Source organism: Sphingobium vermicomposti (assembly GCF_011762025.1).
GTDB classification, from domain to species: Bacteria; Pseudomonadota; Alphaproteobacteria; order Sphingomonadales; family Sphingomonadaceae; genus Sphingobium; species Sphingobium vermicomposti.
In genome coordinates, this window is sequence record NZ_JAASQR010000002.1 from 21,178 (window position 1) to 41,692 (window position 20,515).

General features: G+C 61.1%; 20 protein-coding genes. 17 read left to right on the forward strand and 3 right to left on the reverse strand.

Features of this window, described 5'->3' with window-relative positions; all coding sequences use genetic code 11:
* Nucleotides 1-43 precede the first annotated feature (43 nt).
* From FHS54_RS04945 to FHS54_RS04975, 7 genes are read left to right on the forward strand one after another with little or no spacing between them, the layout of a single operon-like run.
* Entirely contained in the window at nt 44-1,528 is a 1,485-nt protein-coding gene (locus FHS54_RS04945) for an aspartate aminotransferase family protein (protein ID WP_167302732.1), read from the forward strand.
* Nucleotides 1,528-3,084, forward strand: coding sequence for an ArnT family glycosyltransferase (locus tag FHS54_RS04950; protein WP_167302733.1), 1,557 nt, complete (start codon nt 1,528-1,530; stop codon nt 3,082-3,084). The genes FHS54_RS04945 and FHS54_RS04950 overlap by 1 nt, the downstream gene beginning before the upstream one ends.
* Nucleotides 3,081-4,070 (forward strand): UbiA family prenyltransferase, encoded by a 990-nt coding sequence (locus tag FHS54_RS04955; RefSeq protein ID WP_167302734.1) that lies wholly within the window; start codon nt 3,081-3,083, stop codon nt 4,068-4,070. The genes FHS54_RS04950 and FHS54_RS04955 overlap by 4 nt, the downstream gene beginning before the upstream one ends.
* The gene (locus FHS54_RS04960) at nt 4,067-4,708 is read left to right on the forward strand and encodes an HAD family hydrolase (protein WP_167302735.1); all 642 of its coding nucleotides are present in this window, start codon (nt 4,067-4,069) and stop codon (nt 4,706-4,708) included. Before FHS54_RS04955 ends, FHS54_RS04960 begins: the two co-directional genes overlap by 4 nt.
* On the forward strand, nt 4,680-5,042 hold the full coding sequence (locus FHS54_RS04965) for a hypothetical protein (RefSeq protein ID WP_167302736.1): 363 nt from the start codon (nt 4,680-4,682) through the stop codon (nt 5,040-5,042). The genes FHS54_RS04960 and FHS54_RS04965 overlap by 29 nt, the downstream gene beginning before the upstream one ends.
* Nucleotides 5,035-6,459: a GMC family oxidoreductase gene (locus FHS54_RS04970; protein ID WP_167302737.1), complete on the forward strand. Its 1,425-nt coding sequence runs from the start codon at nt 5,035-5,037 to the stop codon at nt 6,457-6,459. The genes FHS54_RS04965 and FHS54_RS04970 overlap by 8 nt, the downstream gene beginning before the upstream one ends.
* A complete protein-coding gene (locus tag FHS54_RS04975; protein ID WP_167302738.1) occupies nt 6,456-7,478 on the forward strand; it encodes an NAD-dependent epimerase/dehydratase family protein in 1,023 nt (340 codons plus the stop codon). Before FHS54_RS04970 ends, FHS54_RS04975 begins: the two co-directional genes overlap by 4 nt.
* Here FHS54_RS04975 and FHS54_RS04980 read toward each other — a convergent pair.
* On the reverse strand, nt 7,458-8,423 hold the full coding sequence (locus FHS54_RS04980; protein WP_167302739.1) for a lysylphosphatidylglycerol synthase transmembrane domain-containing protein: 966 nt from the start codon (nt 8,421-8,423) through the stop codon (nt 7,458-7,460). The genes FHS54_RS04975 and FHS54_RS04980 overlap by 21 nt on opposite strands.
* A 199-nt stretch (nt 8,424-8,622) precedes the next feature.
* Here FHS54_RS04980 and creD point away from each other — a divergent pair, with 199 nt between their 5' ends.
* The 6 genes from creD (at nt 8,623) to FHS54_RS05010 (ending at nt 12,320) form a co-directional block, all read left to right on the forward strand.
* Nucleotides 8,623-10,071, forward strand: a complete 1,449-nt coding sequence (gene creD, locus FHS54_RS04985; protein WP_243855664.1) for a cell envelope integrity protein CreD — start codon at nt 8,623-8,625, stop codon at nt 10,069-10,071.
* 193 nt (nt 10,072-10,264) lie between these two features.
* Nucleotides 10,265-10,471 carry a cold-shock protein gene (locus FHS54_RS04990; protein WP_167302741.1) on the forward strand — a complete coding sequence of 69 codons (207 nt, stop codon included), beginning with the start codon at nt 10,265-10,267 and terminating at the stop codon, nt 10,469-10,471.
* Between the two features lie 68 nt (nt 10,472-10,539).
* Nucleotides 10,540-10,875: a DUF6481 family protein gene (locus tag FHS54_RS04995; RefSeq protein ID WP_167302742.1), complete on the forward strand. Its 336-nt coding sequence runs from the start codon at nt 10,540-10,542 to the stop codon at nt 10,873-10,875.
* A 126-nt stretch (nt 10,876-11,001) separates the two neighbouring features.
* The gene (locus tag FHS54_RS05000; protein WP_167302743.1) at nt 11,002-11,142 is read left to right on the forward strand and encodes a hypothetical protein; all 141 of its coding nucleotides are present in this window, start codon (nt 11,002-11,004) and stop codon (nt 11,140-11,142) included.
* Between the two features lie 57 nt (nt 11,143-11,199).
* Nucleotides 11,200-11,409, forward strand: a complete 210-nt coding sequence (locus tag FHS54_RS05005; RefSeq protein ID WP_167302744.1) for a hypothetical protein — start codon at nt 11,200-11,202, stop codon at nt 11,407-11,409.
* A 212-nt stretch (nt 11,410-11,621) separates the two neighbouring features.
* Nucleotides 11,622-12,320, forward strand: a complete 699-nt coding sequence (locus FHS54_RS05010; protein ID WP_208404792.1) for a spermidine synthase family protein — start codon at nt 11,622-11,624, stop codon at nt 12,318-12,320.
* An 18-nt stretch (nt 12,321-12,338) separates the two neighbouring features.
* Here FHS54_RS05010 and FHS54_RS05015 read toward each other — a convergent pair whose 3' ends face one another.
* The gene (locus FHS54_RS05015; RefSeq protein WP_167302746.1) at nt 12,339-14,558 is read right to left on the reverse strand and encodes an amylo-alpha-1,6-glucosidase; all 2,220 of its coding nucleotides are present in this window, start codon (nt 14,556-14,558) and stop codon (nt 12,339-12,341) included.
* 10 nt (nt 14,559-14,568) lie between these two features.
* Nucleotides 14,569-15,669, reverse strand: coding sequence for a glycosyltransferase family 4 protein (locus FHS54_RS05020; RefSeq protein ID WP_167302747.1), 1,101 nt, complete (start codon nt 15,667-15,669; stop codon nt 14,569-14,571).
* 486 nt (nt 15,670-16,155) lie between these two features.
* Here FHS54_RS05020 and FHS54_RS05025 point away from each other — a divergent pair, with 486 nt between their 5' ends.
* From FHS54_RS05025 to FHS54_RS05040, 4 genes are all read left to right on the forward strand, one after another.
* Entirely contained in the window at nt 16,156-16,866 is a 711-nt protein-coding gene (locus tag FHS54_RS05025; RefSeq protein ID WP_167302748.1) for a response regulator, read from the forward strand.
* Between the two features lie 128 nt (nt 16,867-16,994).
* Nucleotides 16,995-17,696, forward strand: a complete 702-nt coding sequence (locus FHS54_RS05030) for a carbonic anhydrase (protein ID WP_167302749.1) — start codon at nt 16,995-16,997, stop codon at nt 17,694-17,696.
* A gap of 4 nt (nt 17,697-17,700) precedes the next feature.
* On the forward strand, nt 17,701-19,194 hold the full coding sequence (locus FHS54_RS05035) for a SulP family inorganic anion transporter (RefSeq protein ID WP_167302750.1): 1,494 nt from the start codon (nt 17,701-17,703) through the stop codon (nt 19,192-19,194).
* Nucleotides 19,195-19,483: 289 nt separating this feature from the next.
* Nucleotides 19,484-20,335 carry a TorF family putative porin gene (locus FHS54_RS05040; protein WP_167302751.1) on the forward strand — a complete coding sequence of 284 codons (852 nt, stop codon included), beginning with the start codon at nt 19,484-19,486 and terminating at the stop codon, nt 20,333-20,335.
* Nucleotides 20,336-20,515 lie beyond the last annotated feature (180 nt).

Here is a 20,515-nt window from a genome sequence, read left to right on the forward strand (position 1 = left end):
AACATGTCCCCATCGCCATTCAGGCGGAGGGGAATCAGACATTATGGCCACGCAACTCAGGCCGGATTTTTCGTCCAGCTCCACCGAAAATCCGAACATCCTGACATTGGACCAGGCGCTCAATCTGGACGTGCGAGAATCCAACCGGCTTTATGCACGTCACCTCAACCGCCATTTGCTGGAAATCTATGCGATCCTGGGCCTGGACGACCTGGATGTGCGCGCCTCGAAGGGGACAGTGCTGCACCTTGCCGATGGTCGGCGGATACTTGATTTTTCGACGGGCATGGGGGCCGTTGGACTTGGCCACAATCATCCGCGCATCATAGCGGCCGAGCGCCTTTGCCACGATCGGGCGGTGCTGGACATTATCAAGCTGGCCCCGCACAAGCTGCAAGCTGCGCTGGCCTATAATCTTGCTGAAATCCTGCCCGATCCGCTGGACACGAGCTTCTTTGCCACGTCCGGGGCCGAAGCGAACGAGGCCGCGATGAAGCTGGCCGAACGGGTCCAGACTCCGAAGGGCAAGACCAAATTCCTGTGCATGCAGGGAGCTTTCCACGGCAAGACACATGGGGCGCTGTCACTCACCACCGCCACCAACGTGCACACCGGCTTCCTGCTGGGCGTGCCCAAGGAGAACATTCTCTATATTCCCTATGGCGATATCGAGGCGATGCGTAGCGCGATCGCGCAGGAAGGCGGGCCAAAGGGCAACAGCATCATCGCCGCGATCATCGAAACCATACGCGGCACCGCCTGCGAAGTGCCGCCACCGGGATATCTGACGCAATTTGCCGACCTTTGCCGGGCGAACGACATAGTGTCGATCTTTGACGAGGTGAAGGTGGGCTGTGGGCGCACCGGGCGCTTTTGCGCCTTCATGCATGAAGATGTCGTGCCGGACATTGTGACGCTAGCAAAGACGCTAGGCGGCGGAAAACGGGCCATCGGTGCGATGGTGACGTCTCAGGCCCTGTTTGAAAAGGCTTATGGCAATCGCAACGATTGCACTCTGCACAGTTCGACCTTCAGCGGCATTGGTGAAACCTGCGCGGTTGCGATCGAAACGCTTAACGCCCTTTATGAAGACGGGCTGATCGACAATGCCCGGACAATGGGCGGTTATCTTGAAGCGCGGCTGGAGGCGTTGCGCGCCAAATATCCGCGCACGCTGCTGGAGGTTCGGGGGCGGGGACTGTTCCGTGCCATCCGGCTCAATTTTGGTGAGGATCGGGTATCGAAGCTGGTCGATGTTTCGGGCAGCTCGCTGTTCCAGACCTATCAGACGGTCCTGATCGGTGCATTGGCGCGGCAATTGTTCGAACGGCACGATGTCATGGTGCACTTTCAGCCGGGCGCGCGCGACATGCTGCATTTCATGCCGCCCTTCGTTGTGACAAAGGCGCAGATCGATCAATTGATCGACGGACTGGACGACATTCTGGGTCGCGGGATTGCAGAATCCGCGGTCCGGTTCGTCGCTGGCAATGTGAAGCGGATCATTTCCAGCCGGGTGAAAAGCTGATGGACAGCTACGCCCCCACCCAAGCGCTGAACGAAGCGAAAACGAACGCTGACCCGGATCGATTCTGGGCAGTGGGCTTCCCCCTTCTGGCGGTTCTGATCTTCCTGATGTCCACCCATCAGGGGATCGGCATCCTGCCCGACAGCGCGCGCTACATGAACATGGCGGCAACGCCGTGGGATGCTCCGGTCTATGCCGCCATGCTGCAGCTTGTGGCATTGACCGGCATAGACATTGTCGCCGGTGCCTGGGGCATTGGACTGGTTCTCAGCGGGCTGAACGCTTTCCTGACCTGGCATATCCTGCGCGTGGCGAGCGGACGGGCGACCTATGCCGCCATGGGTACTGCGCTGGTCGTGATCGCGCCGCAGACAGTGGCGCTTTACGGGCTGGCCATGTCGGAACCGCCATTCCTGACTGCGATCCTCGCGACGCTGCTCGCTTTCCTGCGCTATGTTCAGAGCGGCGACAGGCGTTGGCTGATTGCCGTGGGCGTTGGCATCGGGGTGGCATCGCTCGTCCGCTTCACAGGACCGGCGCTGGGTGCCGCCATGGCGCTGTTCCTGATCATAGATCCGCGCCATGATGCCAAACGTCGGGTGGCCGACGTGGCCCGCATCCTCATCCCCTCGGCGGTCATTTTCCTTGGCTGGGCGGCTATCGCCGCTGAAGTCAGCGGGCGGTCGACAGGGCGTCCGCTGGAATGGCTGGGCAATATGACCGCCAGGGAGTGGTGGCTGAGCTTCAACGCATTGGCCGCATGGATCGTATCCGATGAACTGCCCGCTGTAATGCGGCGCATCTTGTTCCTGATGGCCATGTCGGCCAGCCTGTTCATCCTTGTCCGCCATGGACGCAGCGTTCTGGGTCGGGCCGCCAACGGAAACGCCGAAGCGTCCCTGATCGCCATCCCGCTGGGCTTCTTCTTCTTCACCTATCTGGGCTTCATGGTTCTGGCCACGGCGATCGAAACCAACCTGCACCTCAACGGCCGCTATGCCTATCCGATCTACTGCACCAGCATCATGGCGGTGACGATCGCGATGGCGCAGGTGAATATTGCCGACCCTGTTATCAGGTGGTTGCACCGCGCGCTGATCGGCCTGGCATGCCTAATGCTGGTCAGTCACGGCATTCGCAGCACTGTTCGCGTGCACCAGGCATGGCAGGAAGGCGTGGGCTTCGCGTCACTCGATTGGGCACGTTCCCCGACGCTTGCAGCCGTCGATCGGTTGCCGCGCGACGCCGTGATCTACTCAAACGGCTCCGACGCCATCGGCTATGTGCTGCGCCGCCCGGCGCGAGATATTCCCGCGCCCTTCATGCTGCGCACCGGTCGGGACGATCCCAATTTTCCCTATCGGGTGCAGCTTGCCGGGGCGCAAGCCGCACTCGCTCGCGGCAACACTTATGTGGTGTTTCTGAACCGCATCGATTGGCGCTTTTACATGGCATCGGAACAGGAACTGATCAGGCTGTTGCGCCTGGTTCCGGTCGCGAAACTGGAAGACGGCACGATTTATAAGGGTTCCATAAAAGAAGAGAGGCAGCAATGATTGACAAGGCGATGACTGCTGGTCCGATCCCGACGTCACGAGGCCGCTTTCGCGACTATGTCGCCATCGCCCGCCTGGACCATATGACGAAGCATGTCTTCATTCTGCCCGGCATAATCCTGGCCTATGTGCTGGTTCATCCTGCGGTACAAACCGGACCGCTGACGATCCTGTTCGGCTTGTTGAGCGCGGTGGCCATCGCGTCGGCCAATTACGTCATCAACGAGTGGCTCGATCGCGAGTTCGATGCTTTTCATCCGTTGAAATGTGCGCGCACGGCCGTCCATCGCAGCCTGTCCGCGCCGATCATCTATACCGAATATATGCTGCTCGTGATCGTCGGCCTTTCGCTGGCCATGGGATTGGGCACCGTGTTCGCCTGGACAGCCGTGGGCTTCGTGCTTTCTGGCATCATCTACAATGTGATGCCGGTGCGGACAAAGGACCGCGTCTATCTCGACGTGTTGAGTGAGAGCGTCAATAACCCCATCCGCCTGATGCTGGGATGGGCCATGATCGCGCCCTACACCATCCCCCCGGCCAGCCTTTTGCTGACCTATTGGATGGGTGGCGCTTTCCTGATGGCGGCGAAGCGGCTGGCCGAATATCGCGACATCAGCGCCGGTGGCGGCGCGGACCTGCTGCCTCGCTATCGCAGGTCTTTTGGCCGCTACACTGCAGAAAATCTTGCCGTATCCTGCCTGCTCTATGCGATCCTGTCGGCCTTTTTCCTGGCCGTGTTCCTTATCAAATATCGGCAGGAATATATTTTCGCGCTTCCCCTCATCGCCATCCTGTTCGCCAGCTATTTCTGGTTGGCGATGCTGCCGGGTTCAGTGGCTGCGCGCCCAGAGCGTCTCTTCCGATCGCGGCGGCTGATGCTGGCGTCATTGGTGGTTGTGGCATCGCTGACAGCGCTGACCTTCATCGACATGCCGTTCCTCAATGCGTTGTCCGCGCCGAGCTTCCTGCGTGTCAATCTATGAGCATCGCGATCCCCTGGGACAGTTTCGACCTGATCGTGTTCGACATGGACGGGACGCTGTATGACCAGCCGCCGTTGAGACGCCGGATGGCGGCACTGCTAGCGCGGGAGGCGATCCGCCAACGCAGCTTGTCGGTGATGCGAACGCTTGCCGCATTTCGACGGCAACGCGAAGCGATGGCCAATGCGGTGACGAACGACTTCGCCGTCGCGCAATATAGGCTGCCGGGTCACAGCCCGGACGCGGTGCGCGCCACTGTGATCGACTGGATGGAACAGCGCCCTCTTGCCATGCTGCGCGAATATCGCACGCCGGGAGCGGGGACGCTGTTCACGCGGCTGGCGCGCAACCATGCCATTGCGATATTTTCCGACTATGCTGCGCAAGCCAAGCTGGCGGCGCTGGGGCTGTCGGCCCGCTATTGCGTAACCGCCGAAGATGTGGGGCGGCTGAAGCCCGACCCCGCCGGTCTATTGTGGTTGATGGAGCAGGCCAAAACCACGCCCCAACGGACGCTGATGATCGGCGATCGCGATGAACGGGATGGGGAAGCCGCGCGCCGCGCTGGTGTGCGGGCACTGATCCGGGGCCGTGATTTCCGGCATTTTGATGATCCGATTTTTCGCCATGCTTCCTGATTTCGACGCAACGGTTCGCGCCATTGCCGACACCGTTGCATTGCGCGAGCAGCGACCGGTTGGCACTGCCGGGCAGGCGAGCGCCTTTGTGCTGGCGAGCTTCGCGGGGTTGCCTGGCTATCTTCGTCCGCCCCTGCGCGCGGCGACGCTGATTTTCGATGCCTGGCCCGTCATCGGGCAGCGGACCTATTTTCATGACCTGCCCCCGGAAGAGAGGCGGCGGACGGTGGAAGCGTGGGAGCGCTCATTCCTTGGCCCGGCCCGCATGCTGATGACATTCTATGTCAGCCTGTCGCTGTTCGGCCTTTGGCCCGACGATGCGCGACATGGCTGATCGCCAGCGGCCCGACCGCCAACGCGCCAAGGTCGCCATCCTAGGATCAGGCCCCGGCGGTGCCGTCACGGCGATGCTCTGTGCCCAAGCAGGCCACGACACGCTGCTGCTTGAAGAAGGCCCCGACCTGCCGCTTGATTCCTGCGCCCATTATTCGGGTGAGGAGATATTGAGCAAATATCGCAACAGGGGGCTTAGCGTCGCCTTCGGCAATCCGTCGATCAGCTATATGGAAGGATGCTGCGTCGGCGGTGGCAGTGAGGTCAATCGTGGCCTGTATCATCGCACGCCATCATATCTGCTGGAGCAATGGGCCAGGGATTTTCAGGTGGACGATTTGAGCGAGAGGTCAATGACGCCGCATTTCGAAGCCTGCGAAGCACGGGTCGGGGTGGCGGACATAGCCGGTGAAGCGCCGCCATCGTCCCAGCGATTGAGCGATGGAGCCGCGCGTTTGGGCTGGGATGCGATCCGGGCACCCCGATTATTCGACTATGAGGCGGGGCGAAAGCAGTCGATGAGCGCGACGGTCATCCCCCAATTTCTGCGCGCGGGCGGGCGGTTGCTGGCCAATACGCGCGCGGTTCGTATCCGCCGGACCGGCAATCGCTGGGAAGTACTCACATCGCATCAAGGCAGACCGCTGTCGATCGATGCCGATGCGCTGTTCATTGCCTGTGGCGCAGTGCAGACGCCCGCTCTGCTCCGTCGATCCGGCTTCCGGCACAATATCGGGAATAGCCTGCGCTTTCATCCCATGCTCAAGGCGGTGGCCCTGTTTGACAAGCCGGTCAATCGCCCCGGCGATCCTGATCCAGTGCACCAGATCAAGATGTTCGAACCGCGCTTTGGCATAGGCTGTTCCATTAGTTCGCCTGCCCTGTTGGCGCTGGCGCTGGCCGGCAATGCTGAAATGCGGGCGCACATTGCCGATGACGCACCGCGCATGGGCATTTATTATGTGCAGAATGGCAGCGGTCACGCGCGGGTGCGCGGTCTGCCGGGCCTGCGCGATCCGCTGATATCGGTGCGCCATGACGCGGTGGACCTGGATAGCCTATATGACGGCCTCAAACATCTGTTGCGAGCGTTGTTCGCCGCCGGGGCGGAAGCGGTGCAGCCATGTATTCCGGGCCTGCCCCTGCTTCGTTCGGAGGCGGATATCGCAGCCTTGCCACCGCATCTCCCCCGCAAGTCGGCGATGCTTACTTCTGTCCATGTTTTCGCGTCCTGCCCGATGGGGGAGGACCGGCGGCTGAGCGCGACCGACAGCTGGGGCCGCGTGCATGACGGCGATGGGTTGCGGATCGCGGATGCGTCGTTGATGTGCGGCCCTACCATCGCCAATCCGCAGGGGTCAGTCATGGCGATCGCGCATCGCAATGCGTTGCACGCCATGGAAAGGGGCTTTGGTTGAGGACTCACCTGATCACCGGCGGTTCTGGCTTCATCGGCGCGCGGCTGGCGCGGCGGCTGGTTGAGGAGGGCGAACGAGTGCGCATCCTGGACGTGATCCGCGATGCCGATCTTCCTGAAGGGATCGCGTTTCGTCAGGGCAGCATTTGCGACCGGGCGGCGGTCGCCAGCGCGATGGAGGGCGTGGACGTGGTCCACCACCATGCAGCATTGGTTGCGCAGGCCGGTGCCGGGCGCGCTTATGACATGGTCAATGTGCAGGGAACGCGGATCGTCGCGGAAGAAGCCGTGCGCGCCGGTGTCGCGGCATTCGTCCACGTCAGCAGCACCGCCGTTTTCGGCCTGCCGCCCAGCGGTCCGATCACGGCGGATACCGTGCCCCAGCCCTTTGAACATTATGGCCGATCGAAACTGGCCGGTGAACATCTGGTGACGGAGATTTGCGACCGCGCAGGCATAGCACGCATCATCATCCGTCCGCGCGCGACATTGGGGGAAGGGCGGCTCGGCATATATCAGATACTTTTCCAGTGGATCGCCGAAGGACGTCGCCTCTATATCATTGGCGATGGACACAACCGCATCCAGTTCATCCACGCCGACGATCTGATCAGCGCCATATTGCTGACCCTTTCGCGCGGGCGTGGCGGCATCTACAATGTCGGTACGGACCGCTTCGGCACGTTGCGCGACGATCTGGAAAGGTTGATCGCCTATGCCGGCAGCCGCTCTCGCATTACGGGTTTGCCGGTCGCGCCTGCCATGGCGGCTCTGGGATTGCTGCGCGCGGCTCGGCTTTCGCCGCTCGTGCCGTGGCAGTATCGGACATATCATCGTGATTGCTGGTTCGATGTCGAACCGTTGAAGGCACTGGGATGGCGTCCGCGCCATTCCAACGCGGACATGCTCGCCGAAAGCTATGACTGGTTCTGTGCGAACCGCTCCTCCAGCAAGGGCGCTTCTCCTCACCGCTCGTTGATCGGGCAGCAGGCGCTGGGGCTACTTCGCCGCCTTTCCTGAGCGGCTGAGCATCAACCACAGGATCGCGAACAGGGCCGTCGGTGCCCACAGGATCATGTGGGCCAGCAGCAGGACAGCGGCGGCAAAGTCCGGCGCCACGCCCATGCGGGAGAATGTTTCCAGTCCGAACAATTCGAACGTGCCGAAATGACCGGGCAGGCCGGGGAATAATGTGCCAAGCGTGCTGGCGATAAACGCCGCCATCGGCGCGATCCATTGGCTGATGACCCCGCCCAGACTGATCCACGCAGCAAGCAGGACCACCGCTTCGAGCAGCCAGCAGACAAGCGAAATGCCGGTCAGGTTGCAAAACAGCCGGGGTGAACGCAACAGACGAAAACAGCCCAGAGCCGCCACCAGCCCGGCCAGCCACCTCCAGCGCATGTCATCGGCTCGCCCGGAAAGCCGGGTGCCGACGAGTATCAGAGCGCCCGTGCCTGCGCCCAGCAGTGCGAGCAGCCCCAAGGAGAGAAGCCACGCGTCGCCCAAATGCCAGCCAAATATGGCGACGGCGAGCAACAGCAGGGCGAAGAGATCCAGGAAGCGCTCAATCATCATCGAACCCAGAACGATGCTGGGGCGCAGTTCCATCTGCCGCTGAAACCACAGCAGGCGAAACACGTCTCCCGCGCGCAATGGCAGCAGGTCGCTGATGCCGAAGCTGGCAATGAATGGCCCCGGCACGGCGCGCCAGGGCAGGCGCTGGGCCGATGCCTGTTGCAGCAACATCCAGAAGCGGAATGCGCGGAGCAGGAAATCGACCGCATAGACAAGCAGCGCAATGGCAAGGGGCAGAATTGCGGCATGGGCAGCAGCCGAAATCGCGTGGCCCAAATTGACCTGTCGCAGGAAGAGCCAAAGGAAAATGGTGCCGATCGCCAGGTGCAGGCCGATGCGGACGGCTGGTCGGTGCGCAATGCGCATACAGCGTTGGCGCAATGACATGCAGTGCCCCACTGCGAAATTCCACCAAGCCGCCTCTGTCGCCATGTCTGGAAACTAGTCCAGAATGACGCCTGCGTCCGGTGCGCTGAAGTCTTACCCACTATGATATCCAGATGCTCCGTTCGGCTGCAATTTTCAAAATTGTTGGGCCTGCCCGGCGAAGCGCCTATAGACACGGCAGTTTATGCAGGAGCGACAATTGACCGACAGCTCATCCAACGAGACGCGCAAGGCAAGGTCGCCGGGCATCAAGCTGTTGTTCGCGGCGCTGGTCGCGTTGGCGCTCATCGTGCCGTTGATGCTGGTCTATGCTTTGGTATGGGATCGGCAGAGCCAGTCGCAAACCGCCCAGGACGCGATCAACGCGGGCTGGGGCGGGCCGCAGATCATTGCCGGTCCAGTCATCGTCGTTCCGTTTCGCGTCACCCAGGTGCAGGATGAGCAGGTCAACGGCCAGGCCGTGTCCCGCACCGTCGAAATCGAAAAGCTGCTCTACATCTCCCCTGTTGAAAATGTCGTGACGACCATCGTCAACCCGCAGGAGCGTCGCAAGTCGATCTATCGCAGCGTGCTTTACGACGCGCGTATCAAGGGAACCGCTCATTTCGCGCTGCCGCCTGACCTGCCGCGTTTCGGCGTCACCGCCGACCGGCTGATGTGGGATCGCGCAGAATTGCGCGTAGGGGCATCGGATGCGCGGGGACTGACCAGTGGAGGGTCGCTGTCCGCTGATGGAAAGGCGCTGGCCGTGCAACCGGGTAAAGGGCCGGGAGCTACCGGCGGACAAGGATTTTTCGCCTTCGTGCCATGGTCCGGCGAGGGGAAGCTGGCCGTGACATATGATTTCGGTCTGCGAGGAAGCCGGTCGCTTAGCCTGGTGCCCCGTGGCGGAAAAACATTGTGGAACATATCGTCCGCCTGGCCCAGCCCCAGCTTTGGCGGGGCATTCCTGCCGGAAAATCGGGATGTGTCGGACAGCGGTTTCACGGCGCGCTATGCCGTCGATAAACTGGCACTTGGGCAGCCGCCCGTGGGCATGGAAGAACTTGGCCCGCCGCTTCTGGATCATGAGGCCGGTTATGCAATGACGCCGGTGGTCGACAGCAGCGCGACTGCGGGCGGTAGGGGCACTGGGCGGGCGTTGGAAAGCGTCAGCGGCAATTCGCGGGCGGTGACCGTGGGCCTTGTCGAACCGATCGACCTTTATTCCAAGGTCGACAGATCGGTAAAATATGGCTTCCTGTTTATCGGGTTCACCTTTCTGGCGTTTCTGCTGTTCGACATTGTCGGCGGGGCGCGGGTTGCGGCGGCGGAATATCTGCTGACCGGGGCGGCGCTGGTGCTGTTTTTCGTGCTGTTGCTTGCCTTTGCCGAAGTGATCGGTTTCACCGCCGCCTATATATTGGGGGCGGGCGCGATCATCGGCCTGCTGTCTGCCTATAGCGCCGCAGTGCTGCGCAGCTGGCGACGCGGTCGCTTCATAGGGGCATTGCTGATCGGGCTTTATGCGTTGCTGTTCGTGCTGCTCAATCTGGAGGCATGGTCGCTTCTGATCGGCTCGGTGCTGCTGCTGATCGCACTTGCCGGCGTGATGTACGCCACGCGGAATGTGGAATGGAGCAATGTGGGGCAGGGCAGGGCCGTATAGAGGCTTGATCCTGCGCCCCGCATATTGGCCGATTTTGATTTTTGCCCAACCTATGCTATTGCAACTTTGCTGAACGTCGCGTTTTGACGGATATTGGGCCGATTAGGCTCTTCTTTGTCCCATATTTGCTTCTCAAAGCCGGGCGCGCGAATGATCGCGTGTCCCTTTCTTACTTGGGATATTGGAGACCCACATGATCACCGGAACAGTCAAATTTTTCAATGCTGACAAGGGCTATGGCTTTATCGCGCCGGAAAGCGGCGGCGACGATGCCTTCGTTCATATTTCGGCGGTGGAACGTGCCGGTATGCGCACCCTCGAAAAGGATCAGCGCGTATCCTATGATCTGGAAAAGGATCAGCGCGGCAAGACGTCGGCTGTTAATCTTCAGTCAGCCTGACGCGCAGCGGGCAGCTTCGGCTGCCCGCCTTAGCAACTGAAGACGAATGAAACGGGAAATTTCTCTGCATGAAAAGATATAAAGAGCCTCACTTCCAGGATCGCATCGCCGCAGCCGCGCGTGCCCGGGCAGAGGTTCTCGAACGACTGCCTGAAAGGGCGCCTGTGGATGAGGCCGCCGTGGCCGCCCGGGCTGAGCAACGACGCGCAAAGGAAGCTGCTGCGCGCGAAAAGCGCCAGAACGCCTTGCGCGAAGCCAAAGAGCAAAGGGCCGCCAAGCGCGCGCTCGCTCTGGAAGCGGAAGCCGCCAAGGCTGCAAAGGTTAAGCCCGAACTGACGGAAGCCGAGCGCAAGGCCGCGCGTGATGCGCGATACCTGGCCCGGAAAAAGCGAGCTTCCAGCTGATTAACGCGCGTGCTGCGCATGTTGCAGATTGACGGTCTTCCCAATGAAATGGCGACCTGTCCTGCGCATGGCAGCTACGCACAACTTGATAGAAATATATGCGGCATGGGCCGCAAGGACATTTATATGAACTTTTCAAAATCCATCACCCATATGGGCCTTCGCCAGCTTTTTCGCAAAGCGTCGGACTCGCGGGCGACGCCGGTTCGCTCAGCAACGCTGTCCAATGGCGAGCTGAAGCAGATCGTCGCTGCCATGCTGGGCTGATCACTATTTGGCGGCGGGCCGTTCCGCCGATTTTTTGCATTGTCATCAGGAGCCATCATGAGCCGAGAAATTATCCGCCCGTTTTTGATCACCAAGGATGAGGAGGGTGTTTTCCGGCTCACGGTTCGTGAGACACGCTACAATTCCCAGGGCTATCCCTTGGTGACGTCTCACCTGCAGGAAGAGACGTTCAAGACCGCGACGGCGGCGCGCAATTTCGCGCGCGACACGTTCAAGGCTGAACCGGGTCAATACGCCACGAAATGAGGGGGGGGACAGATTGCGATCCGATGCTGTCGGATCATCTGTCCTGAACCTCTTACTCTGTCGTGATATGTCAGCGGGGATCTGGCCTGCCGTCGAAACGTCCCGACGTTATCGACCGGCTCGACCCATCAAAATCCTTCCCTGGATAACAAACCGTGCCTTGGTGCCGAGCGATGCTTGGCACGGGGGCGGTATCAGTATGGAACATGCGGATGCTGGCAATTCCCGAAGACGGTGGGGCAGTCCCTGTCGAATTGGTCGACGTGGCGGAACTGCCAGATGGCGGGCAATTGCGCCTGTTGCGTCGCGGGGACGATTATTCGATCCGCTTCGGTGACAATGAACTGATGGGCAACCAGGTTCGGCATTCGGAAGAAGCACTTGCCACCTTGGCTTGCCAGCGTCTGGTCAATCCCAATAGCCGGATTCTCATCGGTGGGCTGGGCATGGGCTTCACGCTGGGCGCTGCACGTAGATCGCTGCCATCGACGGCCATGATCACGGTTGCGGAACTGATCCCCAAAATCGCGGAATGGGCCAATGGCCCCTTGGCCCACATCTTTGGCGACTCCCTCGCTGACCCGCGTGTGACGCTCCATATGGGCGACGTTCATGATGTGATCGATGGGGAAGTCGCGGCCTTTGACGCTATTCTGCTGGATGTCGACAATGGTCCTGACGGACTGATCCACCTGGCCAATGAACGGCTCTACTGCAATTGGGGACTGCGTGCCGCGCATTCTGCGTTAAGGCCCCAGGGGATACTCGCCATATGGTCCGCTTATACCGATGGTGACTTTGTCACCCGCCTGGGAAATGCCCGCTTTGACGTTGAAGAAGTCAGCGTGGCAGCTGTCGTCGATGGCGAGGACATAGTCCACAGCATCTGGCTCGCGACCAGGCAGGAATGACGGCAGCGACAGGCCGCGTCAGGTAATCACCACGACCCTCGCCCGGCCGATCCGGTCCATTGGCTTAACCACTACCTTGTCGCCCATACGGTCGAAGGCGATATCTACTTGCGCTTCGCCGACCACCAGCCCGTAAAGCTGCAATTCATCCAGGAATCGGGGCAATGTCGGTTCGTTAAGCGTAATTTCCGCGCCCGCGACGTTGAAGCCAAGGCCAAGGCACGACTGGACCAGCGAAAGCGGGGCGGCGGCTGACCATGCCTGGGGGCTGCAGGCGACGGGGTAGAATGTCGGACCCTGCGCGCGGCGGCGCGGGAAGCCGCAGAACAATTCGGGCAGACGCATCAGGTCGACATAGGTCGCCGCCGCGAACAATCCTTCGAATATCCGGGCAGCCTGCGTGCGATAGCCATAGCGCGAGAAACCCGATGCGATGAGCGCATTGTCATGCGGCCAGATCGACCCGTTATGATAGCTCATGGGATTATAGCGCGCCTCGGTCGACGCGATGGTCCGCACGCCCCAGCCGGAAAAGGATGACGGGGCCATCAGCGCCCCCACCACCTGTTCCGCGCGTTCTTCCAGGGCAAGACCAGTGAACAGGACGTGCCCGGCATTGGAGGATCGGACGCGGCAGGGACGCTTTTCGCCATCCAGCGCCAGCACATAGGTGCCCAGCTGTCCGTCGAAAAAGGCTGCGTCGAACCTTGTGCGCAGGTCTTGCGCGCGGTCCCGATAATGGGCCGCCCGCTCCAGCTTTCCTATCGCCGTGTAGATGGCTTCCGCAGCCGTCCACGCGCCGTAGACATAGGCCTGCACCTCCGCCAGCGCGATCGGTCCGCGCGCGATCGTGCCGTCTGCATGAAAGACGGAATCGTGGCTGTCCTTCCACCCCTGGTTGATCAGCCCCTGATCGGTCAGGCGGCCATATTCGACAAAGCCGTCGCCGTCGCGGTCGCCATGTTCGTCGATCCACTGCAACGCTGCTTCAATGTTCGGCAATAACGAAGTCAGATAGGCGCTATCGGCAGTGCGCTCCAGATAAGCACCCGCCAGCATGACGAACAGCGGCGTGGAATCGATGCTGCCATAATAATGGCGGAACGGGACTTCGCCCAGTTCGGCCATTTCGCCATGGCGCACCTCATGCAGGATCTTGCCCGGTTCCGCGTCGGCGGCGGCGTCGAACTCATGCGCCTGATGCGCGGCGAGATAGCCCAGAACGCCGCGGCTGATGCTGGGGTCCAGCCATAATGTTTCCAAGGCGGTGATGATCGCGTCCCTGCCGAACACCGTGCTGAACCAAGGGATGCCGGCGTAGGGATAGGGGCCATATTCCGTGTCTGTGGACAGCATCGTGATATCGGCGACCGAACGCCGCGCGACTTCATTGAACAGCTGGTTTGACGACCGGACGGTAGCGGAACGGGCGCGTGATTGTTTGAGCGCCTGCATCGAATCCCGCAGCGATTTCAGGAAAGGCCGCGAAAGCGGTTCGTCCGTCAGCTCCATTCGCCCGCAACTGATGCGCATGTAGAGCGTCGCCCGTTCACCGGGCAGGACAGTCAGCGTGAACCGCGCATGGTTGTCGGTCAGCTCCTGCGGTTTCGGATCGAAACACAGATGCGTTTCGCGCGTGCGCGAATCCCGCCCTTCATAGCTTAGCAGGACATCTGCCTCACCAATCACCGGGTCGTTCATGTTGCCCTTGCGCAATCGGGTCATGCCCCGAATTTCGAACAGGTCGGCAAAATCGGCGGCAAAGCTGATATCGACCGTGACCGTTCGCGGTTCGGCATCGAAATTGCGAATGGTGATGCGTTCCTGAACGGCACCTTCCCACAGGAAGCGGGTGCGGCGCAGGTGGATAAGGTCATGTTCGACCACGACCCGTCCGTCGCCGCCCGAAAAATCGGGATTGGTAAGATCGCAGGTCAGGATCGCATTATCGTCCCGCAAGGCGGAGCTCAGCAGGATGGGGCGCAGCCCGTTGATGGTCAGATAGAGGTGCGACAGATGCCGTGTGTCGCGGTGATACAGGCCTTCGGGGCTGCCCGGTCCGGCGATGGCGTCGCCACTATGGTCAAACACCGCAAAGCTGTCGCCATGCTTCATCGTCCGGGGCCTGCGTTCATGCAGCGACGCGGTGGCCGGAATGAAGAATTGCATCTGCGCCTGCGACAGCATCTGTCCCGGTTCTGGGGTTGGCAGGTCGGGCTGCACCTGGCTCGCGGTCATGCGTCCCTCCTTAGCCAGCGGCCTGAAAGTGAAGTTCCGCCTCCTTGCCCCGCCGATCGGGGAGGCGGACGGCCGGAGTGCGCGCGCCGGACAGGTCCTGATAGATGGCGACATAATCCGCCGCCATACGGTCTGCCGTGAAACGTGCGTCAAAGGCGGCGCGCACCTTGGCGCGGTCCAGTTCGTCCAGTCGCGCGACCGCGTCGACCGCCTGGTCTTCGTCATTCACGATGAACCCCGACACGCCATGATCGATGATTTCCGGCACCGACCCACAGCGAAAGGCAATGACGGGCGTGCCGCAGGCCATCGCTTCGATCATGACCAGCCCAAATGGTTCTGGCCAGTCGATGGGGAAGAGCAGGGCGCTCGCATTGCCCAGAAATTCGGCCTTTTGCGCTTCGTTGATCTCACCGATGAACTCGATATTGCGATAAAGATCGAGCAGGGGCGCGATCTCGCTTTCCCAATATCCCCGGTCCACATTGTCGATCTTCGCCGCGATCTTCAGCGGCTTTCCAGACCGGGCGGCGATGCGGATCGCCCTGTCGGGTCGTTTTTCAGGAGAGATGCGGCCAAGGAAGGCGAGATAGCCGTCCTGCCTGTCGATGCGGGGCGAAAGCAAATCCGGCGGAAGACCGTGAAGCACCGTTCCGGCCCAGTTCACCGGGGGCATCGGCAGCCTTTGATTGTCAGAGATCGACACCAGCCTGTGGTCCGGGAAAGCCCGGTAAAAGGCAGGAAGATCGGGCAAGTCCAGACGGCCGTGCAGGGTGGTGACCGTTCGGCCGATAAAGTCCTGCACCATCGGCATGTGCAAAAGGTCGATGTGGAAATGCAGGGCGTCGAACTCATCGGCCCGCTGGCGCACGGCGTCCAACAGCATCATGTGATAGGGGATGGGGTCCTGAACCAGGGGGTTCAGGCGCAGCGCCGTCTTGGTGATCGGCACCAATTTGGCGCGAGTCACTGAATCGCCACTGGCAAACAGGGTCACTTCATGCCCCTGATCGACCAGGGCTTCGGTCAAATAGGAAACGATGCGCTCTGTGCCGCCGTAAAACTGGGGAGGGACACTTTCAGCCAAGGGTGCAATCTGGGCAATCTTCATGCGCGCGTTTCCTAATATAAGAAAGTCGCTCCGCAGCCGCTTCGGCGCGAAACGATGGCGTGGGTAGAAAGCGCGACGCTACCCCTGAGTTGCATGGAAACGTTCCTCCACGATAAATATAGCCATGGTGCCAGCGGATCGGTTTGCCGTTACGATTTCGTCACGATGCCATGGACGGCTGGGGGTGAGCCGGGGCGGGCATCATGAGCGTTGTTGTGGCCCAATGCAAAGTCGCTGCATGGCTATGAGCAATATTTTGTAACGATCGGCAAATTTCAGAGACATTCATCCTTCCTAAGGCCTTTGCGATCCGATCTCTGTCTGCAAAGAAGATGCCATGCTGTCCTTCCTCGCCTCGGCCACCATACAGCCGCCTGCGCCGTTGCGGCATCTTGCGGACCTGGGTCTTGGCACCACTCGTTGCCGGGCCATTGATGTCAGGAGCGGCGCGGTTGGCGGTTGGCAAACATCGTCAGTCGAGTGCGGATGAGTGTGCCCCTGATATTGGTGGCCGATCGGCACCCGGACACACGCCAGCAGCTGTGCGCATCCCTGGAAGACAGCGGCTTTCGCGCTATCGGTGCCGGGTCTGCGCCGGACATATGGAATGCGTTGGACAGCACGCCGGTCAGCGCCCTCGTGCTCGACGCCGACCTGCGCGGAGCGGACGGGATGGACTTGTGCCGCGACGTGCGGGAACGCAGCCAAGTGCCTGTCATCCTGGTGAGCGCCAACTGCACCGAGGTTGATCGCGTCGTCGGCCTGGAACTGGGGGCTGACGATTATATGGCCAAACCCTATTCCACGCGGGAACTGGTCGCGCGGCTTCGCGCGGTGATGCGGCGGGGGAGGACCGAAAGGGCTTTGGGCCTTCGCCGCCAGAGCGAGGCATGTTTTGACGGATGGGCCGTCAACTTCGCCCGGCGAGAGGTGCTGGGTCCTGATGGTCGCCCCATACACCTGACGGCTGCGGAATTTTCGTTGCTGGCTGTGCTGATCGACCATGCCCAATCGGTGATCGCCCGCAACCGCGTCATGGAATTGGCGGGCGTGCGTGAAGCGCCATCCTCCGATCGCAGCATCGACGTGCTGGTCAGCCGTCTGCGTCGCAAGCTCAGCCGGGGCGGCGGCACCGCGCCGATTATCACCGTGCGTGGGGTGGGGTATATGTTGAGCGCGGCCATCGACCGGCGCTGATCCCAAAAAATCGGCCAGACACATAATTTAACAAAAGCGCTGCGACGCAGCAAAAACGCGATCCTATCCTTCATGCTTAGACCGGTCTGCCCCCTGACCGGCGAAATGCAATATGAAGGAAAGAAGCCATGAACGAGCTCATCGGTCGCGTCTTCAGTTTCGAGAAGCATGTCTTCCCGAACCAGAGCGTGCTCTATAACCGGCTCGCCAGCGATGGACAGAGCCCCAAGGCGCTGATGATTTCCTGCGCCGATTCCCGCATCGTGCCCGAACATATCATGCAGGCCGATCCCGGTGACCTTTTCGTCTGCCGCAACGCCGGGAACATCGTGCCCCCCTATGCGACGCAAAATGGCGGCGTGTCGTCGACCGTGGAATATGCGGTCATGGCGCTGGGCGTGCGCGACATCATCGTGTGCGGCCACAGCGACTGCGGCGCAATGAAGGCGCTGGTCAATGAAGCGCCGCTTGCCGCCATGCCCAATGTCGCCGCCTGGCTGCGTCACTCTCGCGCCGCGCAGAAAGTGTGTCAGGACAGCTATCCCGATGATGTGAGCGATGCCGAAAAAGTGCGCAACATGACGCTGGAAAATGTCGTCGTTCAGCTTGCACATTTGCGCACCCACCCGTCGGTCGCGTCCGGTATCGCTCGCGGTGAAATCGCCCTCCATGGTTGGATGGTGGATATTCACGCTGGCCAAGTGCTGGGCCTGGATGGAGAGACGGGCCGCTTCGTGCCGCTGCGCGAAGGTGAGCCTATGCCGGTCGCCCTGCCACACGCCCAACGTCTGGCTGCGGGCGTGCCTCCTGTCGCGCAAGCGGCGGAGTAAGCGCATGTTGAAAGCCCTATCTGGCGGCACGTTCAGCCGCGACTTCACTGCTTCCATCGTCGTGTTCCTGGTGGCGATGCCGCTGTGCATGGGCATCGCGGTCGCCTCGGGCGTTCCGCCGGAAAAGGGGTTGATCACCGGCATCATCGGCGGCGTGATCGTTGGCCTGCTGGCGGGTTCGCCCTTGCAGGTCAGCGGTCCGGCGGCCGGTCTTGCGGTCATCGTCTTTGAAATCGTGCGGGAACAGGGCTTGTCCGCTCTGGGTCCGATCCTGATTTTGGCGGGTGCCATTCAGGTGGTGGCCGGGCTGTTGCGCGTGGGCGGCTGGTTCCGCGCCATTTCTCCAGCGGTCGTTCATGGCATGCTCGCCGGTATCGGCGTGCTGATCGTCGTGGGTCAGTTTCATGTCCTGTTTGACGATAAGCCGCTGTCGAGCGGGCTTGCCAATCTGATCGCGATGCCGGGGCAGATTTTCGGCCTCAGCAACCAGGATGCAGCCACCGCCTTTGCGATTGGCCTGGTCACCATTGGCGGCATGGTCGGTTGGGAAAAGATCCGACCGGCATCGCTGAAATTGCTACCGGGCGCGCTGGTCGGCGTGGTTCTGGCGACGCTCGTCGCATTTCTGCTCAGCCTACCAGTTGCGCGCGTTGTGGTGCCGGAATCCATCACGGCGGCAGTGTCCCTCCCCGGCGAAGGCCTGCTCCAGCTGCTGCTGAGTCCGACCGTCATCACCACCGCCATCGCAATCGCCTTTATCGCCAGCGCTGAAACGCTGTTGTCGGCGGCTGCGGTCGACCGCATGCATGATGGCGTCCGCACCAATTATAATCGCGAACTGAGCGCGCAGGGCGTCGGCAACCTGCTTTGCGGCTTTGCGGGCGCGCTGCCGATGACCGGTGTGATCGTGCGAAGCTCCGCCAACGTGCAGGCAGGTGCCAAGACGCGCCTTTCGGCAATCCTGCACGGCGTCTGGATATTGGGCTTTGTCGCCCTCCTTCCCTGGCTGCTGCGCGAAATCCCGATGGCTGCACTGGCGGGCATTTTGGTGGTGACCGGCGTCAGGCTGGTCAGCCTCGATCATGCAAGGCATTTGTTGCATCGCTACGGCCCGCTTCCTGCGATTGTATGGGCCGCGACCTTGATCATGGTCGTGGCGGTGGACCTGCTGACGGGTGTCCTCGTCGGCATCGGCCTGTCGCTGCTTGAACTGGTGCCGCATGTGCGTCGCCTGGGCCTGGGCTTTGATGAAAGCCCTGACGGCGATGCGCATGAGCTCGCTTTGCACGGGTCGGCGACTTTCCTGACGCTGCCCAAGCTGTCGGCCAAGCTGGATTCCGTTCCTGCTGGGCGCAATGTGATCCTGAACGTGGAACGTTTGGGTCATATCGACCATACCTGCGCGGAAATGTTGCGTGAATGGATCGATCGCCGTCGCGGCGGGGGAACGCCAGTCGAATTGTCGGGGGCAGGGCGCTTGCGCAACCTGGCTGCCTGACCCTTTCATCACTGCATAGTGAAGCCGCCGCATCCCAAGGGTGCGGCGGTTTTTCTATGGCGACACGACAGGCGGAAACATTATAGAAATAATATAGAAGTGTTTTAGCAAAAAACTGTGCTTTCAGAGGCACAGGTGGTTGCTGTCTTCGCAGTTGCGAGAAATCGCCATTCTCTTGAGGGGAATCCGCGCCTATCAGGGCGCTGATCCACCGGTATCGAGGGCGAATAGATCCTTGGGCCTTGGTTGGACGCAGGACGGAACATTCTTACCATGAGGGGAATGTTTCATGAAATATCAGATCGCCTGTGCCGCTCTCGCCTTGATGTCGAGCGTACCTGCCTTCGCTCAGGAAGAGCCAGCTGGCCCCGTTACCATTTCGGGCAGCGTTGCTCTGGTTTCCGACTATCGCTTCCGCGGCGTATCCCAGACCGACAAGGGCATGGCCATTCAGGGCGGCATCACCGCAACCCATGAAAGCGGCCTCTATGCCGGCACCTGGGCTTCCAACCTGGGCGGTTGGGGTCGTTTCGGCGGCGCCAACATGGAACTCGACCTGTTCGCAGGCTATGCCATTCCGCTGGGCGATTCCGCCACGCTGGACGGTGGCCTGACCTGGTACATGTATCCGTCGGGTGCCGATGAAACCGATTTCGCCGAAGTCTATTTGAAGCTGTCGAGCCAGGTTGGTCCGGTCAAGGGCCTGCTGGGCGTCGCCTATGCTCCCAAGCAGCAGGCGCTGGGCAAGGTCTACAACAACGCCGCCAGCAACGCGGCAGGTATCCCGGACAATCCGGGCGACAAGGAAGACAATCTGTACGTCTGGGGTGACATCAGCGGTTCGGTTCCGAACACGCCGGTAACGCTGAAGGCGCATCTGGGTTGGTCGAACGGCAATTCCGGCCTTGGCCCGAACGGCACGTCGATCGCGCCGACCGGCAAGTATCTCGACTGGCTGGTGGGTGCGGATGTCGCCATCCCCGGCACGCCGCTGACGCTGGGCGTCGCCTATGTCGACACCGACATCGCACGGGTTGAAGAAAACTACATCCGTCCGAACTTCATGGTCAACGACGGCAAGGGCTTTGGCGAATCGATCGCACGTAGCCAGGTCGTCTTCTCCCTGTCGGCTGCCTTCTGATGAACAGTGCCGGGACCGGTTCGCCGGTCCCGGCACATTCTACCGCCCCCGGCGCATTTGTCATTTCCATGACAAATTGTTGCTGATCGGGCCAGGAACCGTTGCTGAGGCACGGTTTGGTTGACCGCCCCGGATACGGCCCGTATTTCGCAGCTATGATTGCAGATTTCAGCGCGACGA

What these genes read in the sequence shown, in the direction of transcription:
- FHS54_RS04945 (WP_167302732.1), top strand. Translation starts at nt 44, where the DNA reads ATGGCCACGCAACTCAGGCCGGATTTTTCGTCCAGCTCCACCGAAAAT.
- FHS54_RS04950 (WP_167302733.1), top strand. Translation starts at nt 1,528, where the DNA reads ATGGACAGCTACGCCCCCACCCAAGCGCTGAACGAAGCGAAAACGAAC.
- FHS54_RS04955 (WP_167302734.1), top strand. Translation starts at nt 3,081, where the DNA reads ATGATTGACAAGGCGATGACTGCTGGTCCGATCCCGACGTCACGAGGC.
- FHS54_RS04960 (WP_167302735.1), top strand. Translation starts at nt 4,067, where the DNA reads ATGAGCATCGCGATCCCCTGGGACAGTTTCGACCTGATCGTGTTCGAC.
- FHS54_RS04965 (WP_167302736.1), top strand. Translation starts at nt 4,680, where the DNA reads ATGATCCGATTTTTCGCCATGCTTCCTGATTTCGACGCAACGGTTCGC.
- FHS54_RS04970 (WP_167302737.1), top strand. Translation starts at nt 5,035, where the DNA reads ATGGCTGATCGCCAGCGGCCCGACCGCCAACGCGCCAAGGTCGCCATC.
- FHS54_RS04980 (WP_167302739.1), bottom strand. Translation starts at nt 8,423, where the DNA reads ATGTCATTGCGCCAACGCTGTATGCGCATTGCGCACCGACCAGCCGTC.
- FHS54_RS04990 (WP_167302741.1), top strand. Translation starts at nt 10,265, where the DNA reads ATGATCACCGGAACAGTCAAATTTTTCAATGCTGACAAGGGCTATGGC.
- FHS54_RS04995 (WP_167302742.1), top strand. Translation starts at nt 10,540, where the DNA reads ATGAAAAGATATAAAGAGCCTCACTTCCAGGATCGCATCGCCGCAGCC.
- FHS54_RS05000 (WP_167302743.1), top strand. Translation starts at nt 11,002, where the DNA reads ATGAACTTTTCAAAATCCATCACCCATATGGGCCTTCGCCAGCTTTTT.
- FHS54_RS05005 (WP_167302744.1), top strand. Translation starts at nt 11,200, where the DNA reads ATGAGCCGAGAAATTATCCGCCCGTTTTTGATCACCAAGGATGAGGAG.
- FHS54_RS05010 (WP_208404792.1), top strand. Translation starts at nt 11,622, where the DNA reads ATGCTGGCAATTCCCGAAGACGGTGGGGCAGTCCCTGTCGAATTGGTC.
- FHS54_RS05015 (WP_167302746.1), bottom strand. Translation starts at nt 14,558, where the DNA reads ATGACCGCGAGCCAGGTGCAGCCCGACCTGCCAACCCCAGAACCGGGA.
- FHS54_RS05020 (WP_167302747.1), bottom strand. Translation starts at nt 15,669, where the DNA reads ATGAAGATTGCCCAGATTGCACCCTTGGCTGAAAGTGTCCCTCCCCAG.
- FHS54_RS05025 (WP_167302748.1), top strand. Translation starts at nt 16,156, where the DNA reads ATGAGTGTGCCCCTGATATTGGTGGCCGATCGGCACCCGGACACACGC.
- FHS54_RS05030 (WP_167302749.1), top strand. Translation starts at nt 16,995, where the DNA reads ATGAACGAGCTCATCGGTCGCGTCTTCAGTTTCGAGAAGCATGTCTTC.
- FHS54_RS05035 (WP_167302750.1), top strand. Translation starts at nt 17,701, where the DNA reads ATGTTGAAAGCCCTATCTGGCGGCACGTTCAGCCGCGACTTCACTGCT.
- FHS54_RS05040 (WP_167302751.1), top strand. Translation starts at nt 19,484, where the DNA reads ATGAAATATCAGATCGCCTGTGCCGCTCTCGCCTTGATGTCGAGCGTA.